10 protein-coding genes are annotated in these 13,599 nt (G+C 72.4%); 1 reads left to right on the forward strand and 9 read right to left on the reverse strand.

Features of this window, described 5'->3' with window-relative positions; all coding sequences use genetic code 11:
* Positions 1-17 precede the first annotated feature (17 nt).
* From IS481_RS14390 to IS481_RS14415, 6 genes are read right to left on the reverse strand one after another with little or no spacing between them, the layout of a single operon-like run.
* Positions 18-749, reverse strand: coding sequence for a lysophospholipid acyltransferase family protein (locus IS481_RS14390; RefSeq protein WP_104357862.1), 732 nt, complete (start codon positions 747-749; stop codon positions 18-20).
* Positions 750-763: 14 nt separating this feature from the next.
* The gene (locus IS481_RS14395) at positions 764-2,071 is read right to left on the reverse strand and encodes a dihydroorotase (RefSeq protein WP_104357861.1); all 1,308 of its coding nucleotides are present in this window, start codon (positions 2,069-2,071) and stop codon (positions 764-766) included.
* A 22-nt stretch (positions 2,072-2,093) separates the two neighbouring features.
* Positions 2,094-3,056 (reverse strand): aspartate carbamoyltransferase catalytic subunit, encoded by a 963-nt coding sequence (locus IS481_RS14400; protein WP_104357860.1) that lies wholly within the window; start codon positions 3,054-3,056, stop codon positions 2,094-2,096.
* A gap of 42 nt (positions 3,057-3,098) precedes the next feature.
* Positions 3,099-3,605 carry a bifunctional pyr operon transcriptional regulator/uracil phosphoribosyltransferase PyrR gene (gene pyrR / locus IS481_RS14405; protein WP_104357859.1) on the reverse strand — a complete coding sequence of 169 codons (507 nt, stop codon included), beginning with the start codon at positions 3,603-3,605 and terminating at the stop codon, positions 3,099-3,101.
* Positions 3,602-4,054 (reverse strand): Holliday junction resolvase RuvX, encoded by a 453-nt coding sequence (ruvX, locus tag IS481_RS14410; protein ID WP_104357858.1) that lies wholly within the window; start codon positions 4,052-4,054, stop codon positions 3,602-3,604. Before ruvX ends, pyrR begins: the two co-directional genes overlap by 4 nt.
* Complete coding sequence (locus IS481_RS14415) at positions 4,051-4,626, reverse strand: YqgE/AlgH family protein (RefSeq protein ID WP_104357857.1); 576 nt, start codon at positions 4,624-4,626, stop codon at positions 4,051-4,053. Before IS481_RS14415 ends, ruvX begins: the two co-directional genes overlap by 4 nt.
* Before the next feature lie 35 nt (positions 4,627-4,661).
* Here IS481_RS14415 and IS481_RS14420 point away from each other — a divergent pair, with 35 nt between their 5' ends.
* Entirely contained in the window at positions 4,662-6,140 is a 1,479-nt protein-coding gene (locus IS481_RS14420) for a cryptochrome/photolyase family protein (RefSeq protein ID WP_104357856.1), read from the forward strand.
* A 12-nt stretch (positions 6,141-6,152) separates the two neighbouring features.
* Here the strand turns inward: IS481_RS14420 and IS481_RS14425 are convergent, their stop codons facing one another.
* The 3 genes from IS481_RS14425 to IS481_RS14430 form a co-directional block, all read right to left on the reverse strand.
* The gene (locus tag IS481_RS14425; RefSeq protein ID WP_232529307.1) at positions 6,153-6,905 is read right to left on the reverse strand and encodes a GGDEF domain-containing protein; all 753 of its coding nucleotides are present in this window, start codon (positions 6,903-6,905) and stop codon (positions 6,153-6,155) included.
* Positions 6,906-7,001: 96 nt separating this feature from the next.
* Positions 7,002-7,184, reverse strand: coding sequence for a hypothetical protein (locus IS481_RS18415; protein ID WP_232529308.1), 183 nt, complete (start codon positions 7,182-7,184; stop codon positions 7,002-7,004).
* Positions 7,185-7,232: 48 nt separating this feature from the next.
* On the reverse strand, positions 7,233-13,589 hold the full coding sequence (locus IS481_RS14430; RefSeq protein ID WP_104357855.1) for a hybrid sensor histidine kinase/response regulator: 6,357 nt from the start codon (positions 13,587-13,589) through the stop codon (positions 7,233-7,235).
* Positions 13,590-13,599: the final 10 nt, after the last annotated feature.

The raw sequence follows: 13,599 nt of genomic DNA on the forward strand, positions 1-13,599 counted from the left end.
CCCGCCGCGCCGGCCGTTCAGCCCAGTGCCGCGAGGCGCTCGGCGATACGGTCCGACAGCAGGCGCGCCAGCGCGCGCCGGTCGGCATGGCGCGTGCCCTCGGCCGGCAGGAAGCACACCTGCACCGCGAGCCCGCGGGCACGCAGCACGTTCCACAGCGAGGCGACCAGGCTGGTGTCGCCGACATAGGCCGCCGCCGGGCTGACCGCATGCTGCGCGTCGCGGTAGCGCAGCGCGACCGGCTGCACCGGCACGCCGGTGGCGATCGCGGCCTGCAGCAGGTTGGCATGGAAGGGCAGCAGGCCCGTGCCGTCCGAGGTCGTGCCCTCGGGAAACACCGCCACCGTGTCGCCGGCCTCCAGCGCCTCGGCCATCTGGTGCACCACGCGCATCGCGTCGCGCCGCCGCTCGCGCTCGATGTAGAGCGTGTCCGCGGCCGAGACCATGCGGTTGAGCAGCGGCCAGTGCCGCACCTCGGCCTTGGAGACGAAGCGCGCCGGCGCCACCGCGTTGATCGCGACGATGTCCAGCCACGAGACATGGTTGGCGACGAAAAGCTTGGCGCCCGGGCGCGGCGTGCCCTCGACGACCAGCTCGGCGTCGATCGTGCGCAGCAGCTTGCGCGACCACCACTGCACGCGCGCGCGCCGGCCCTCGGCGTCGAGGTGGCCGAACTGCAGCAGCACGACCGCGAGGCCGTGCAGCACGTGCAGCCCCAGGCGGACCAGCCGCACGCCGGCGCGCAGCATCGCGGCGGCTGCGCTCAGGCCCCCGGCAGGCCGGACTCGTAGGCGACCTGGCCGGCCACCACGGTACAGCGCACCCGACCGGGCAGTTCGTAGCCGTTGAACGGCGTGTGGCGGCCCTGGCTCCTGAGCTGGGCGGGCTCGACCACCCAGCGGGCCTCGGGGTCGAACAGGCACAGGTCGGCCACGCCGCCTTCGACCAGGCGCCCGGCGCTCGAGCCGAGCGAGCCGATCGCCTCGCCCAGCACCCGTACCGGCTCGTTCGTGATGACACCCAGCGTGCGCAGCAGGCCGATGCCCTGCTCCTCGCCCCACTTGAGCGCCAGGCTCAGCAGCAGCTCCAGGCCCGTGGCGCCCGGTTCGGCCTCGCCGAACGGCAGCGTCTTGGCGTCCTCGTCGACCGGCGTGTGGTCGCTGGTCAGCGCGTCGATGGTGCCGTCGGCCAGTGCCTGGCGGATCGCGTCGCGGTCGCGCTGCTGGCGCAGCGGCGGCGTCAGCCGCATCGCGGCGTTGAAGTAGCCGATGTCGACGTCGGTGAGGTGCAGGTTGTTGATGCTGACGTCGCAGGTCACCGGCAGCCCCTCCGCCTTGGCGGCGCGCACCAGCGCCAGGCCGGCCGCGCTGCTGATGCGGCACAGGTGCACGCGCGCGCCGGTGACGCGCATCAGCTCGAAGATGGTGTGCAGCGCGATGGTCTCGGCCACCACCGGCACGCCGGGCAGGCCCAGCCGCGTGGCCACCGGGCCGCTGGCGGCCACGCCCTTGCCGAGGTAGGCGTCCTGCGGGCGCAGCCAGACCGTGTAGCCGAAGGTCGAGGCGTACTGCAGCGCACGCATCAGCACCTGGGTGTCCTTCAGCGGCACGTCGGCCTGGGAGAAGCCGACGCAGCCGGCTTCGGTCAGCTCGGCCATCTCGGTCAGCACCTCGCCGGCCAGGCCGCGCGTGAGCGCGCCCAGCGGGTACAGGCGCAGCTGGTTCAGGTTGCGCGCGCGGAACTTGAGCATCTGCACCAGGCCGGGCTCGTCCAGCGGCGGGTCGGTGTCGGGCGGGCAGACCATGCTGGTCACGCCGCCGGCCACCGCGGCGGCCATCTCGCTTTCCAGCATGCCTTCGTGCTCGTGGCCCGGCTCGCGCAGGCGCACCGACAGGTCCACGAGGCCGGGCGCGACCACCAGGCCGGTGGCGTCGATGACGCGGTCGGGAGTGAACTCGCCGCTGACGGTGCCGAGCGAGACGATGCGCCCGGCGGCGATCGCGACGTCGCCGGTGCGGTCGAGTTGGGAGGCCGGGTCGACGAGGCGGCCGTTCTTGATCAGGATCTTCATGGTTGCAGCCTCTGTTGCGTGCTCAGGCCTCGTTGCCGGCGATGATGGACATCACGGCCATGCGCACCGCGATGCCGAAGGTCACCTGCGGCAGGATCACGCTCTGCTTGCCGTCGGCCACGGCGGAGTCGATCTCGACGCCGCGGTTGATCGGTCCCGGGTGCATCACGATCGCGTCGGGCTTGGCGCAGGCCAGCTTCTCGGGCGTGAGGCCGAAGTTCTTGAAGTACTCGCCGGCCGAGGGCAGCAGCGCGCCGCTCATGCGCTCGTTCTGCAGGCGCAGCATGATGATGACGTCGGCGTCGCGGATGCCTTCGATCATGTCGTGGCACACGCGCACGCCCATCTCGCGCAGGTCGCCCGGCACGAGGGTCTTCGGGCCCACCGCGCGCACCTCGGGCACGCCCAGCGTCGTCAGCGCATGGATGTCCGAGCGTGCCACGCGCGAGTGCACGATGTCGCCGACCACCGCCACCGTCAGGTTGCTGAAGTCCTTCTTGTAGTGGCGGATCGTGTACATGTCGAGCAGGCCCTGCGTCGGGTGGGCGTGGCGGCCGTCGCCGGCGTTGACCACGTGCACGTGCGGCGCGCAGTGCTCGGCGATCAGGTACGGCGCGCCCGACTCGCTGTGCCGCACGACGAACATGTCCGCGTGCATGGCCGACAGGTTAGCGATGGTGTCGAGCAGGCTCTCGCCCTTGGCGGTGGACGAGCGCGCGATGTCGAGGTTGAGCACGTCGGCCGACAGGCGCTTGGCGGCGATCTCGAACGTGGTGCGCGTGCGCGTGCTGTTCTCGAAGAACAGGTTGAACACGCTCTTGCCGCGCAGCAGCGGCACCTTCTTCACCTCGCGCTCGTTGACGCTGAGGAAGGTGCTCGCGGTGTCGAGGATGTGGTGGATCACCTGCCGGGGCAGGCCCTCGATGGACAGCAGGTGGATCAGCTCGCCGTGCTTGTTGAGCTGGGGATTGCGGGTAGGAAGCATGACGGCCTCGGGAAAGGTCTCGTTCTTGGGCGTCGCCCCGGGTCAGAGCGACACGGCCTGGATGTCGAAGCTGAAGCGGCCACGCTCGTCCCGCGTCAGCGACAGCCGCTGCGTGGGCGGCAGCGAGATGCGCGCCGCCGAGAAGGCCGGCTCGATGGGCAGCTGGCGTCCGCCACGGTCGACCAGCACCGCCAGCGTCACGCTCGCGGGGCGGCCGAAGTCGAACAGCTCGTTGAGCACCGCGCGCGTCGTGCGGCCGGTGTAGAGCACGTCGTCGATCAGCAGGATGTGGCGGTCCTTCACGTCGAAGGGCAGCCGGGTGTGGTCGCCGCCGCCGGCCAGCCCGCGCGACGCGAAGTCGTCGCGGTGCAGCGCGCTGCTGATCACGCCGTGCTCGCCGGGCAGCGCCAGGTCGGACTGCAGGCGCTCGGCCAGCCAGGCGCCGCCCGACCAGATGCCCACCAGCACGCCGTCGGGCTTGAGCAGCGGGCGGATGCCGTTCTTCAGGTCGAGGTACAGCGCTTCGGCGTCGAGGTGCAGGGTGCTCATGGGGTGCTCGTTCGCAGGAACTGTTCGAGGATGATGCAGGCCGCCGCGGCGTCTGCATCCGCGGCGCCCGAGGCGAGCGCCTCGGTGGTGCTGTAGCGCTCGTCGACCTCGTGCACCGGCAGCCGGAAGCGGCCGTGCAGCTGGCGCGCGAAGCGCTGCGCGCGGGCGGTGTTCTCGTGCGCGGCGCCGTCCGGGTGGAACGGCACGCCGACCACCAGCGCGTCGGGGCGCCATTCGTCGATCAACCGGGCGATCGCCACGAAGCGGGCGTCGCCCTCGGCCGCGATGGTCCGCAGCGGCTGCGCGGTGCCGGTCAGCGAGTTGCCGCTGGCCACGCCGACGCGCTTGAGGCCGTAGTCGAAGGCAAGGAAGGTGGCGGGCGGACGCGGGCGACGCGCCTCCCCCTCCGGGAGGGGATTCGCCCCTTCGGGCGGCCGTGCGGGGCTCATGCGTGCCCCGCCTCCTGCATCAGCATGCCGGGGTGGACACCCAGCAGCGACAGCGCGCGTTCGTAGCGCAGCTCGACCGGGGTGTCGAAGATGATCTCGGGCGAGGCGGAAACGGTCAGCCAGCCGTTGCGGGCGATCTCGTCCTCCAGCTGGCCGGCGCTCCAGCCGCTGTAGCCCAGGGTGACCAGCACCTTCTTCGGGCCGGCGCCGTTGGACAGGGCTTCCAGCACGTCCTTGCTGGTGGTCATCTCCAGCCCGCCGGGAATCGTCAGCGACGAGCTGTAGTGCCCGCCCACCGGCTCGTGCAGCACGAAGCCGCGCTCGGTCTGCACCGGGCCGCCGAAGTACACCGGGGCGTCGGCCAGGTCCTCGCGGTCGAGCGGCAGCTCGACCTTCTCGAACAGGTTGCGCAGCTTGATGTCGATCGGCTTGTTGATCACCAGCCCGAGCGCGCCCTTGTCCGTGTGCTCGCACATGTAGACCACGGCGCCGGCGAAGGTGTCGTCGGCCATGCCGGGCATGGCGATCAGGAACTGGTTGGTGAGGTTGATGCTGGCAGGGTTGGCGGCCATGCGCGGATTCTATTCCTCTGCCAAGATGGGGCTCCATGGACAAGGCGCTCGACTCGGCCCTGGTGTGGTTCCGGCGCGATCTGCGCGCCCACGACCACGCCGCGCTGTACCACGCGCTGAAGGCGGCGCGCCGCGTCTGGTGCGCCTTCGTGTTCGACGCCACGATCCTCGACCCCCTGCCGCGGGCCGACCGGCGCGTCGAGTTCATCCGCGACAGCCTGGAAAGCCTCGATGCACAGCTGCGCGAGCTGGGCCGGCGCCACGGCCGGCCGGAGACGGGCCTGATCGTCGTGCACGGGCGGCCCACCGAGTGGATCCCGCGCCTGGCGGTCGACCTGCACGTGCAGGCGGTCTATGCGAGCCACGACTACGAGCCGCAGGCGCGCGAGCGCGACGCCCGGGTGCGCGGGCTGCTCGCGGACCTGGGCGTGGTGCTGCACACGGTCAAGGACATCGTGGTGTTCGAGGCCGACGAGGTGCTGTCCGCCGCCGGCACGGCCTACGGCGTGTTCGGTGCCTACCGCAAGGCCTGGCTGAAGCAGCTCGCGCCGGCCGACCTGCAGCCCTGGCCGGTGGAGCGCCACGCGCAGGCACTCGCGCCGCTGCCGGCGCACTGGCGCCGCCCGCTGCCCACGCTGCAGGACCTCGGCTTCGAGCCGACCAACCTGCGCGCGCTCAAGGTGCCCACCGGCACCGAGGGCGGCCACCAGCTGCTGGATGACTTCCTCGAGCGCATCGACCGCTACCACGAGACACGCGACTACCCGGCGCTCAAGGGACCGAGCTACCTCTCGGTGCACCTGCGCTTCGGCACCGTCTCGATCCGGGAGGTGGCGCGCCTGGCCTGGGAACGCGCCGCAGCCGGCTCGCGCGGCGCCGAGGCGTGGCTCGGCGAGCTGGTCTGGCGCGACTTCTTCCACCAGGTGCTGCACCACCACCCGCACGTGGTGGCGCACAGCTGGCGGCCCGAATACGAGCACGTGCGCTGGGAGCGCGGGCGCCACGCGGACCGGCTGTTCGAGGCCTGGTGCACCGGGCGCACCGGCTACCCGATCGTGGACGCGGCGATGGCGCAGCTGAACCAGACCGGCTACATGCACAACCGGCTGCGCATGATCACGGCCAGCTTCCTGGTCAAGGACCTAGGCATCGACTGGCGCCGCGGCGAGCGCTACTTCGCCGGGAAGCTCAACGACTACGACCTGGCCGCCAACAACGGCGGCTGGCAATGGGCTGCCTCCACCGGCTGCGACGCGCAGCCGTATTTCCGCATCTTCAACCCGGTCACGCAGAGCCGCCGCTTCGACCCGCAGGGCCGCTTCATCCGCCGTTACCTGCCACAGCTCGCCCGCCTGCCCGATGCGCTGCTGCACGCGCCCTGGCAGGCCAGTCCGGTGGAACTGGAGGCCGCCGGCGTGGTGCTCGGCCGCGACTACCCGGAACCGGTCGTCTCGCACGAGGACGCGCGGCAGCGCGCGCTGCGGCGCTACGCGGCGGCACGCACGGGCCGCTGAGCGCCCCGCTACTCAGAACAGCTCCACGTCGCCCACGCGGGGACCGCGCCGCAGCAGCCCGCGGCGCACCAGGTCGTCGTAGCCGCAGACCTGGTTGCGGCCGTGCTGCTTGGCGTGGTAGACGGCCTGGTCGGCCCGCTCGAAGGCGGCGCTGGGCGCGTCGCCCGGTTGCACCTCGGTGAAGCCGATGCTGGCGGTGACCCGGCCGACCTGCGGGAACGCGAAGTTCTCCAGGTTCTGCCGCAGGCGCTCGAACGCGCCGGCCGCATCGGCCTCGCTCCCGCAGCGCAACAGCACGACGAACTCCTCGCCGCCGAAGCGGTACAGCCGGTCCTGGTAGCGGAAGGTGTGGCGCAGGACGCGCGCGACCAGCAGCAGCACCTCGTCGCCGATCAGGTGACCGAAGCGGTCGTTGACGGACTTGAAGTAGTCGATGTCCACCACCCCCAGCCAGTGCCGCGTGGCCGTCAGCGCCTGCCGGCGCTCGTCACCCGCCGCCACGGCCGGCGGCGGCGCATGGATGATCTTCAGGAAGGCCTCGTCGAAGGTCTTGCGGTTGAGCAGGCCGGTCAGCATGTCCCGCTCGCTGTAGTCGAGCAGGCCATGGAAGTTGCGGTAGATGCGCAGGATGCTGCTGACCAGGCGCAGCGTGGCAGCACCCGGCGGCTGGTCGCTGCACACCTCGACGACCCCGACCGCTTCGCCTTCGGCCATCAGCGGAAACAGCGTGAAGCAGGCGCCTTCGTCGGTCTCGCCGCGCAGCACCGCCTGCGTGCGCGGGCAGTCGCAGCGCAGCGGCGCGCTGTCGCGCGGCGGCAGGTCCTCGTAGGCGACCCAGGGCGGGTCGGAGACGGCGGTGGCCTAGCCCGCTTCGAGCCGGGCACGCAGCAGCCAGCGGGCCTGCTCGCCCTCGCCGACCAGCTTCCAGACCGCCACGCCGCGCGGGCGCAGCAGGTCGGTCAGCGCATGGGCCAGCGTCACGTCCAGCAGGTCGCGGTCACGGTAGCCCGTGAGCGCGGCGAGATGGTCGATGGCCTTCGGCATCTGCAAGCAGCCCGGGACACGCGGCGCCGCCGGCGCGGCGGGACGGCCTCAGGCCGAGGCCGGCACGGCCTCCGCTTCGGCGGTGTAGCGCCGGATCAGCGCCAGCAGCTCCTCTTCGCTGTACGGCTTGCCGAGGTAGTGGTTCACGCCCAGCTCGGCCGCATAGTCGCGGTGCTTCTGCGCGATGCGCGAGGTGATCATGATCACCGGCAGGTGCGCCAGGCGGGCGTCGCCGCGGATGTTGCGCACCAGGTCGAAGCCGTCCATGCGCGGCATCTCGATGTCGCTCAGCACCACGGCCGGACGTTCCTCGGCCAGGCGTTCCAGCGCCTCGAGGCCGTCCTTGGCGACCACCACGCGGTAGCCTTCGCGCGCCAGCAGGCGCTGCGTGACGCGGCGCACCGTCAGCGAATCGTCGACCACCAGCACCAGCGGCGCGACGGGCGCCTCCGGCTGGGCCTCCTGGGCGGCCTGCTGCGCCGCGGCCTGGGCCTGCGGCGTCAGCGACGCCGCGGTCATCGCGCGGGCTTCCTCGCCGTACACCGTGGCCAGCGCCACCGGGTTGTAGATCAGCGCGACGGCCCCGGAGGCCAGCAGCGTCATGCCCGCCAGGCCAGGCAGGCGCGACAGCTGCGGCCCCAGGTTCTTCACCACCACTTCCTGGTTGCCCAGCACTTCGTCGACGTGCAGCGCGATGCGCTGCTGGGCACTGCGGATCACGATGATCGGCACGGTGCGGCCGATCTCGGTGCCGCGCGGGCTGGACTGCAGCAGCGCGCCCAGCCAGAAGAACGGCATCGCCTGCCCGCCCATCGTGTAGACGCCGCTTTCGTAGCAGGCGGCGAGCTCCTCGGGCGAGCCACGGCGCACGATCTCGACCAGGTTGGACGGCACGCCGACGACCACCTGGCCGCAGCGCATCATCACCACCTGCGTGACCGCCGTCGTCAGCGGCACGACCAGCTTGAAGCTGGTGCCCTGCCCGGCGCGGGTCGCGGTCTCGATGCGGCCGCCCATCGCGTTGACGTCCGAGCGCACCACGTCCATGCCGATGCCGCGGCCGGCCAGGCCGGTCACGGTCTCGGCGGTCGAGAAGCCCGGCGTGAAGATCAGGTTGGCCAGCTCGGCGTCGCCCGGCCGGGCATCCTCGGCCAGCAGCTTCATCTGCACCGCGCGGTTGCGGATCTTCGCCAGGTCCAGGCCGGCACCGTCGTCGCGGAACTCGATCGAGACTTCGTTGCCTTCCTGGTGCAGCGACACGGTGATGGTGCCGACCGGGTCCTTGCCCTTGGCCGCGCGCTCCTGCGGCGACTCGATGCCGTGGGTCACGCAGTTGCGCAGCAGGTGCTCGAAGGACGCGGTCATCCGCTCCAGCACGCCGCGGTCGATTTCGATGCTGCCGCCGATGATGTCCAGCCGCACCTGCTTGCCGGTTTCCTTCGCGGCCAGCCGCACCACGCGGTACAGGCGCTCGGACAGGCCCTCGAACTCCACCATGCGGGTGCGCAGCAGGTCGTCCTGCAGCTCGCGCGTCAGGCGCGCCTGCGCGGCCAGTTCGTCTTCGGTGACCTGCAGCGCGCGCTGCAGGGTGCGCTGCACGGTGGCCACGTCGTTGACCGACTCGGCCATCATGCGGGTCAGCTCCTGGAAGCGCGTGAAGCGGTCGAATTCCAGCGGGTCGAACGCATGGCCCTCGGCCTTGGCGGCCTCCATGCGGGAGGTCATCTGCGTCTCGGCCTGCAGCTCGATGTCGCGCAGCTGCTGGCGCAGGCGCTCCAGGTTGTCGGTCAGGTCGTTGAGCGAGCCCTTGATCTGGCTCACCTCGGACTCCAGCCGCGCGCGGGTGATGCTCACCTCGCCGGCCTGGTTGACCAGGCGGTCGAGCAGCTGGGCGCGCACGCGCACCGCCGCGTGATGGGTCGGGCCGGTGGCCGCCGGACGGGCCGCGGCCTGGCCCTCGGCCGTGAGCGCCTGCGGCGCGAGGAAGCGCGACCAGTCGATCGCCTCGCCGGCGTCGGCGGCCGGCTGGGGCTCGGCGGCCGGCACCGGCGCTTCGGGCGCGGGCACCGCCTCGGCCGGCACCGCAGGCGCCGGTTCGGGCTGCAGCGGCATCGCGCCGGAGGTGTGGAATTCGCCTTCGGGCGCATGCTCCTCGACCAGCGCCGCCGGCGCCTCGACCGGCAGCGGCTGCACCGCCGCGGTGGCCTCGGCATAGGCCTGGGCGTCGTGCGAGCGCAGCGCCTCGAACACCGCCGCCAGCGCGTCGACGCGCCCCTGCAGCGGCTCGACGTCGGCCAGCGTCACCTCGGCGCCGGCCAGCAGTTTCTCGATCGCGGTCTCCAGGCGGTGCGCCATCTCGCCCAGGCGCATCGCCCCGGCCAGGCGCGCGCCGCCCTTGAAGGTGTGCAGCGTGCGCATGCAGGCGTGCGCATGGCGCGCCTCCTGCGGCTGCTGCAGCCAGTCACGCATCTGTGCCGCCAGCTGCGGCAGCAGCTCCTGCCCTTCTTCCTCGAAGATCGGGAACAGGTCGGGATCGACCACGTCGACCGCATCGATGTCGTCGTCGATGTCCACCCCGCCGGGCAGCCCGGTCACGTGGGTGGCCGGCGGCGCCTGCGGGTCGAGGTCGGTCAGCTCGCGGAACTCGGCCTGGCCGATGGTCAGCGGCGCGAAGGATGTGGCCGGCGCGGCGGGCGCCGGGGCTGCGGCGACCGGCTCGACGGCCGGCGCGGGCTGCGATGCCACCGGGGGCTCGACCGCCGGCACAACCGGCGCGGGCTCGACCGGCACCGCCTCGGCCGTCACCTCCGCGGCAGGGCCGGCCGGCGGTCCGGACGGGTCAGGCAGGGCCAGGTCGACCGGCAGCGCGGCCTCGTCCTGCGGGGCATCGACCTCGATGCGCAGCGTCTCTTCCGGACGCTCCAGCCCGCCGGTGCTCGGCACGTCGTCGCGCTGCAGGCGGGCGTTGACCTCCTCGAGCAGGCGGGCCGACTCGACCTCGTGCTGCGCCAGCCGCTCGAGCAGCTCGGGCTGCGGCTCCTTCAGGAAACCGGCGGCGAACTGGTGCAGCAGGCGGCGGATTTCCTCGGCCACGTCGACGAACAGGCGCGCCTCCTCGGGCGTGCCACGGCCGATGGCCTGCGAGCGCATCAGCGCGTGCTCCAGGCGGCGCGCCAGCTGCGACAGGTCGGCAAAGCCCACCGTCGACGAGCTGCCGGCCAGCGAGTGGGCCAGCGCGATCGGCGTCTCGCCGATCGGGCGATGCAGCTCCATCGCCCACTCGGCGACCTCGGTGGTCAGGCGCCGCGACAGCTCGTCGGCCTCGTTGAGGTAGATGTTGAACAGCGGGATCGCGATGCGCAGCGGGCCGACCACCTTGACCTGGTCGCTGCTCGGCTCCTCGGCGGCGGCCGGCGCCTCGGGCGCAGCGGCTTCGGCCACCGGGGCCGCGGCGGGTTCGGGCGCGGCCGGCGGCTGCTCCGGTTCGGTCACCGCGGCAGGCGCGCCGCCCTCCAGGGCCCCCAGGTCCAGGTCGAACGACACCTCCAGCGGCGGCAGCTCGGCCGGCACGGTCGAGGTGGCCAGCTCGGACGGCTCGGTGGGAAGGTCGAAGGACTCCAGCGTCTCGACCTCGGGCAGCGCCGGGGCGTCGGCCGGCAGGTCGATGTCGAGCGACAGGTCTGCCGCTTCGGCCACCGGGGCCGGTGCAGGTTCGGCCGCACCGCCTTCGAAGGCACCCAGGTCCAGGCTCAGTTCGGGCAGCGGTTCGGGGGCCGCCACCGACTCGGGTACCGTCGCGGGAGCCGGTGCGGGTTCCGCGGCGACCACCGGGGCCACCTCGGCCACCGCCGGGGCGACGGCATCGGCAGCCAGCGGCACGCGGCGGCCTTCGAGGCGCAGTGCATCGGCGGCCGCGCGCACCGGCGCCGGTTGGTGAGCCGGCTGGGCACCGGCGGCGATTTCCTCCACCCAGGCGCCAAGGTAGGCCAGCGCTTCGCCGGTGAAGCCCAACAGGTCCTCGCTGGCCGGCCGCTGGTCGGCCAGCCAGGCGTTGTACAGCTGCTCGCAGGCCCAGGCGGCCTCGCCGAAGTCGTTCAGGCCGACCATGCGCGAGCTGCCCTTGAGCGTGTGGAACGAGCGACGCACCAGCGTCAGCTGCTCGAGGTCGTCCGGGGTGCGCTGCAGCTCGCGCAGGCCTTCGTGCGCGTTGGCCATCACTTCCCGGGCTTCTTCCAGGAAGACCTCGCGCATCTCGTCGTCTTCCTCCAGCCCGGAAGCAGCCGCCGGGGCCGGCGCGGCCACCGGGGCCGGCGCGGGAACGGGTGCGGGCGGCAGCGGCTCCAGCGTCGAGGCATCGGAGGCCGTGGCGACGAAGTCCGCCATTGCCTGCGCGACCTGGGCGCGCGCCTCCTGCGCATCGGCCTGGCCGCGCGCGGCCTGCTCGACCGCGGCCTGGGCGCTCACCACCGACGCGGCGAGCGCCGGCTGGTCGGCCACGATGGCCTCCTGCGACAGCTTCAGCAGCCCTTCGGAGACGTCCTGCAACGGCACGTCCTCGCGCTGCACGGTCTCGCCCAGGGTCTGCGCCTGCTCGATCAGCCGCGGCTCGATCAGCGTCGGCGCCGGCGCGGCGGCCTCGGCCGCGTCGCGGCGCGCGCCCGAGCGGCCCATCACCGGCCGCAGCTCGCCCTGTTCCGCGTCGTACCGGAACAGCGACTTCGCCATCTGCGGCTGGTAGCTGAGCATGTCGATCAGGAAGCCCAGCGCGCCGAGGTTGCCCGCCAGCCGGTCGAAGGTGCCGGCCTCGGCGGCGCGCACCGGGTCGACCTCGGTGGCGATCAGCTCGTCGACCACCTCGCGCATCTTCAGCACCGCCTGCGAGGCCTGGTCCATGCCCAGCACCGACAGCACGCCGCGCATCGCGGTCAGCTGGCCGGGCACCGGCAGCAGCACGCTGCGGTCGGCCGGGTTGCGGAAGAACTGGTCGATGTGCTTCTCGGCCTCGGTCAGCGCGCTGCGCAGTTCCTGCACCACGCTGCCCATGGTCTGGCGGTCCGAGACGCGCCGGTACAGCTCCTCCATCCACGGCTCGAGCGGCTCCGGCGCGGCGCCGCCGCGCACCGCCTCGATGCGTTCGGCCAGGCGCCGGGTGCGGCTCTCCTGGTCGGGATGGTCGAAGTCCAGGTCTTCCAGCGAGGCTTCCAGGTAGAGCACGCTGGTGGCCACTTCCATCGCCAGCGAGGGCGCCGGGCTGGCGTTGCTCTCGACGGTCTGCTGCACGGCATGCTGCAACGCCTGCGCCAGCGCCTCGCCGGCCGGGTAGATCTTGCGCAGCGATTCGCCGACCAGCGTGAACTGCTCGTTCAGGCCGCTGAGCCGGTGCATCTCGCCACCGGCCACCGCCGACCAGGAATCCTTGGCGGCGGCCACGCGCTTGCGCGCCTGCGTCAGCAGCGCCGGGTCGAAGCGGCCCAGGTAGGAGACCTCGTAGTCGACCGGCTCGATGGCGTCCAGGCCGTAGACCTGGCGCACCGACGCCAGGCGCGGCGCCACCGCCGGGTCGACCGCGGTGCACTGGGTGCAGAAGAACAGCAGGTCCTGCGCGAGCCGCTCGGAGACGGCCGACTCGCCGCGCTCGAGCATGCCGAACTGCGCCAGGATGCGCGAGGCGACACGCTTGGTGTACAGGTCCGAGCGCAGCACGCCCTTGGCCTGCCCTTCGAAGAAGGCCGAGGCCAGGCGCCAGAAGGTGGCCACCTGCGGGCTCACGCGCCCGGCCGCCAGGCCGGCACACAGCTCGCTCATCTGCGTGGCCGCGGCAGCCGAGCCGCGCATCAGCGCCAGCAGCAGCTTCTCGATCTCGAGCTTGGTCGCTTCGTCGGCCTGGCGCTCGTCGGCCTGGCCGACGGCCGGCAGCTCGGCCCAGCGCCAGTCGTAGTTCCACAGGTCGGCCGGGTGCACGCGGTCGGCGCCGGCCAGCTCCTGCACGTCACGGTATTGCGGGAACAGCGAGACGGGCGAGACCTTCTTGCCCGACAGCACGCGCGACAGGTAGTCCAGCAGGCCGAAGGACGCGCGCTCGATCGCCTCGACCGCCGCAGCGTTGAGCTTCTGCGGCTTCTGCACGAAGCGCTGCACCGCGGCCTCGGAGGCGCGCAGCAGCGTGGCGGCCGCGGGCATGCCGACCAGTTCCAGCGCGCCCACGCCCTGGTGCAGCTGCTGGCGCGCGGTGCGCAGCACGGCCGGGTCGACGTCGTCGACGTCCGAGCCGGACGCGCCCTCGAATTCCTTCAGAAAGCGGCGTAGCGCCTTGTGCGCGGCATCGAGCGACTTGCGCAGCTCCTCCTGCACCCAAGCCAGGGAGCTCAGGTCGTCGCTGGTCATCGTGTCGCGGTTGCTGTCCATCCAGTGCTCC

Source organism: Caldimonas thermodepolymerans (assembly GCF_015476235.1).
Classification (GTDB): Bacteria; Pseudomonadota; Gammaproteobacteria; order Burkholderiales; family Burkholderiaceae_C; genus Caldimonas; species Caldimonas thermodepolymerans.